This is a genomic window from Streptomyces sp. (assembly GCF_031178505.1).
Classification (GTDB): domain Bacteria; phylum Actinomycetota; class Actinomycetes; order Streptomycetales; family Streptomycetaceae; genus Streptomyces; species Streptomyces gulbargensis.
Window position 1 is genome coordinate 1 of record NZ_JAPSIW010000698.1, and the last position, 3,685, is coordinate 3,685.

5 protein-coding genes are annotated in these 3,685 nt (G+C 73.0%); 3 read left to right on the forward strand and 2 right to left on the reverse strand.

Going from position 1 to position 3,685, the window contains the following annotated elements:
- Positions 1-703 (forward strand): cation:dicarboxylate symporter family transporter (locus RIF68_RS30705; protein ID WP_309054541.1); only part of this gene is annotated, 703 nt, incomplete at its 5' end.
- 166 nt (positions 704-869) lie between these two features.
- Here the strand turns inward: RIF68_RS30705 and RIF68_RS30710 are convergent.
- Both RIF68_RS30710 and RIF68_RS30715 read right to left on the reverse strand, forming a co-directional pair.
- Positions 870-1,763, reverse strand: coding sequence for an aldo/keto reductase (locus RIF68_RS30710; RefSeq protein WP_309054542.1), 894 nt, complete (start codon positions 1,761-1,763; stop codon positions 870-872).
- Entirely contained in the window at positions 1,763-2,659 is an 897-nt protein-coding gene (locus tag RIF68_RS30715) for an NAD-dependent epimerase/dehydratase family protein (RefSeq protein WP_309054543.1), read from the reverse strand. The genes RIF68_RS30710 and RIF68_RS30715 overlap by 1 nt, the downstream gene beginning before the upstream one ends.
- Before the next feature lie 67 nt (positions 2,660-2,726).
- Between RIF68_RS30715 and RIF68_RS30720 the strand changes: the two genes are divergently transcribed.
- Both RIF68_RS30720 and RIF68_RS30725 read left to right on the forward strand, forming a co-directional pair.
- Positions 2,727-3,266 carry an Lrp/AsnC family transcriptional regulator gene (locus RIF68_RS30720; RefSeq protein WP_309054544.1) on the forward strand — a complete coding sequence of 180 codons (540 nt, stop codon included), beginning with the start codon at positions 2,727-2,729 and terminating at the stop codon, positions 3,264-3,266.
- A gap of 53 nt (positions 3,267-3,319) precedes the next feature.
- A partial coding sequence (locus RIF68_RS30725; protein WP_309054545.1) for a MerR family transcriptional regulator occupies positions 3,320-3,685 on the forward strand: 366 nt, incomplete at its 3' end.

Consider the following 3,685-nt stretch of genomic DNA (forward strand, 5'->3'; position numbering starts at 1 on the left):
CCTCGCCGTGATCATGATCGGCTTCTACCTGACCTGCGGTCTCTTCGTCTTCGTGGTGCTCGGCGCGCTGCTCAGGCTGGTCGCCGGGATCAACATCTGGACACTCCTGAAGTACCTGGGCCGCGAGTTCCTGCTGATCCTCTCCACCTCCTCGTCCGAGTCGGCGCTGCCCCGCCTCATCGCGAAGATGGAACACCTGGGCATCAGCAAGCCGGTCGTCGGCATCACCGTGCCGACCGGCTACTCCTTCAACCTCGACGGCACCGCGATCTACCTGACCATGGCCTCCCTCTTCGTCGCCGAGGCCATGGGGGACCCGCTCTCCGTCGGCGAGCAGATCTCCCTCCTCGTCTTCATGATCATCGCTTCGAAGGGCGCGGCCGGCGTCACCGGCGCCGGGCTCGCCACCCTCGCGGGCGGCCTCCAGTCGCACCGGCCCGAGCTCGTGGACGGCGTGGGCCTGATCGTCGGCATCGACCGCTTCATGAGCGAGGCCCGCGCCCTCACCAACTTCGCGGGCAACGCGGTCGCCACGGTGCTGGTCGGCACCTGGACGAAGGAGATCGACAAGGAGCGGGTGGCCGAGGTGCTGGCCGGCCGTGCCCCCTTCGACGAGAAGACCCTCGTCGACGACCACGCCCCGGCGCCGGCCGCGGACCGGGCGGCCGAGGAGGGCGAGGAGCGGGCCCGCGCGGGCGTCTGACCCGCCGGGCCGTGGCCGCCGTCCTCCCGTTCCCGGGCCTTGAGCCGGATCCGGGCCCGGGAGGACGGCCCGCTCGGTCTTCAGGGGTACGGCGCCGGGCGCCGCGGCCGTACGCGCACGGCTCGGGGCCCGCCTCGCGTCCGGCACACCCCTCGCTCGTACGCCCTCACCCGACCGGCAGTGAGCCCTCCAGGGCGCTCAGCTCCTCCGCCGACAGCTCCAGGGCCGCCGCGCCCGCCGAGTCGCGGGCGCTCTCCGGGCGGCCGGCGCCGGGGATCGGCAGGACCGTCGCGGAGCGGGACAGGTGCCAGGCCAGCGCCACCCGCTGCGGGCTCACCCCCCGGGCCCGGGCCACCCGGTGGAAGGCCCCGAACGCCGCGTCCTCCTCCTGGGCCGAGGCGCCGTCGAGCGAGCTGCGCGAGATGCCGCCCAGCGGGCTCCACGGCAGGAACGCCAGGCCGAGTCCGGCGCAGAGCCGCAGCTCTGGCTCGCTGTCCCGGACGGCGGGGGAGTAGCGGTTCTGCACGGAGACCAGGCGGTCGCCGAGGATCTCCCGGGCGAGCAGGATCTGTCCGGTGTCCACGTTCGAGATCCCGGCGAGCCGGACGGTGCCGGCGTCCAGCAGCTCCCGGATCGCGCCGAGCGACTCCGCGTACGGTACGGCCGGGTCCGGCTTGTGCAGCTGGTAGAGGCCGATCGCCCCGCCGCCCAGGCGCCGGGCCGAGGCCTGAGCCGCCCGCCGCAGGTGCCCGGGCCGGCCGTCGACCGTCCAGCCGCCGTCGTCCGTGCGGCCCCGGCCGCCCTTCGTGGCGACCAGGACGTCGTCGGTGTTCCCGCCGTACGCGGCGAGGGCGCGGGCCACGAGCACCTCGCCCTCGCCGGGGTCGCCGCCCGGCGGGTGGTAGGAGTCGGCGGTGTCGAGGAGCGTGACGCCCGCGTCCAGGGCCGCGTGGACGGTGGCGAAGGCCCGTGCCTCGTCCGGCCGGCCCTCGATGGAGAGGGGCATGGTGCCGAGGCCGACGGCCCCGACCCGGACGTCGCCCAGCATGCGGTGACGCATCAGCGGATTCCCCCGACGGTCTCGGCAACGGCCTGGGCGAGCCAGTCGGAGGAATGCGAGAAGGCATAACCGAGGGCCGTCGCCCGGGAGTTGTCCATGGCGTAGGAGCGGGCGAAGGAGAACGGCGAGACCTCGCCGACCTCCACCTCCCGGAAGACGGTCCGGCCGCCCACCCGGCGCTCGATCTCCGCACAGAGGTCGGCGGTGGTGAGGGGGCCGTGGGAATGCGCGTTCACCGGGCCGGTGAATTCAGCCTCCGCCGCCCAGGCGAGGAACGCGGCGATCTCCTCCACGTGCACATAGGTCGCCGGGTGGTTCACCACCGGGACGGCGATCGGCTCCCCGGCCCGCACGCGCCGCACGTAGTGGTCGAGCCGGCCGGTGAAGTCGTCCGCGCCGCCCAGCACGTGGGCGACCCGCACCGAGGCCCAGGCGAACGCCGTCCCGTCCGCGAAGACCGCCTCCGCCTGCCGCTTCCCCTCCCCGTAGTGCGCGTCCCGGAACTCCGGGTCCTCCCAGGGCAGTCCCGTGTCCACCGTGACCGCGCGCAGGTCGAGCACGTCCTCGGTGACCGGAACCGCCGAGTCCTCGTACTCGTACACCTCCACCGTCGAGGTCATCACATAGCGGCGGGTCCGGGTGGCGAAGACCCGCCGGGCGATCTCCGCCTGGCGCGGTGTGTAGCAGACCTGGTCCAGGACGACGTCGAAGAAGCGGCCCGTGAGAGCGGAACGCAAGGACGCCTCGTCATCGCGGTCGGCGACGAGGAGTTCCGCTCCCTCCGGTGTTCCGGAAGAACCCCGGTTGAGCACCGTGACCCGGTGCCCGGAATTCCCGAGAAGCGTGACGAGCCGCTTTCCGAAATAGCGGTTCCCGCCGATGACCAGTACGTCCATGAAATCCAACTCCCTTGTGCGGTGCCTCAAGTGTTACGTTGACCGCTCGCCGCTTGAAGGGGGAGACATGGGAGTTCGGGCCGCCGCGCCGAAAGAACCACGGCATCAGCGGTCAGCCGCCGAGGAAACGCCGGTGGGCGCCGTGGACGCGATCGACCGGCAGATCCTCGGCATCGTGCAGACCGACGGAAGGATCAAGCTGAGCGAGCTCGGCCGCCGGGTCCGTCTCAGCCCCGCGGCCGTCACGGAACGGCTGCGCCGCCTGGAGGCGTGCGGGGCGATCACCGGCTACGGCGCCCACGTCTCCCCGGCCCGGCTCGGCTACGGGATCCAGGCCTTCGTCCGGGTCAACCCGCACGCCGGTTACAGCCTGCGGCACCCGCGGGCCCTGGAGCTGACCGGTCGCCCGGAGATCCTGGAGGCGCACCACGTGGTCGGCGAGGACTGCTGGATCCTCAAGGTCGCCGTCACGGACACCGCGCACCTGGAGGAGATCCTGGAGCAGACCTCGCGGCTCGGCCGGACGACGACCTCCGTCGTCCTCTCCTCTCCGGTCGAGCGCAGGACGATTCTGCCGCCCGGGCCCGGAGCGGGCGCCTCCGCCTGACCCCGCCCCTCCGCCCTTGCCCTGACGTCGACGTCAAGGCCTACGGTCGGGACATGCGCATCGGAGAACTGGCCGAGCGGGCCGGAACGACCACGCGGACCCTGCGGTACTACGAGTCCCGTGGTCTCCTGACCGCCCGGCGTACGGAACAGGGGCACCGCACCTACGACGAGGCCGACCTTCGGCTCCTGCGGCAGATCCGGACCCTGCGGGACTTCGGCTTCGAGCTGGAGGAGACGCGGCCGTTCGTGGAGTGCCCGCGGGCGGGCCATCCGGCCGGCGACGCGTGCCCGGCCCCGATCGCGGTCCACCGGCGCAAGCCCGACGAGCTGGACGGGCTCATCGAACAGCTCCGGACCGTGCGCGCCCAGGTGGGCGCCCAGCTGCTGCGGGCCGAGGCGGAACTCCCGCACGGCCCG

What these genes read in the sequence shown, in the direction of transcription:
- RIF68_RS30710 (WP_309054542.1), bottom strand. Translation starts at nt 1,763, where the DNA reads ATGCGTCACCGCATGCTGGGCGACGTCCGGGTCGGGGCCGTCGGCCTC.
- RIF68_RS30720 (WP_309054544.1), top strand. Translation starts at nt 2,727, where the DNA reads ATGGGAGTTCGGGCCGCCGCGCCGAAAGAACCACGGCATCAGCGGTCA.
- RIF68_RS30715 (WP_309054543.1), bottom strand. Translation starts at nt 2,659, where the DNA reads ATGGACGTACTGGTCATCGGCGGGAACCGCTATTTCGGAAAGCGGCTC.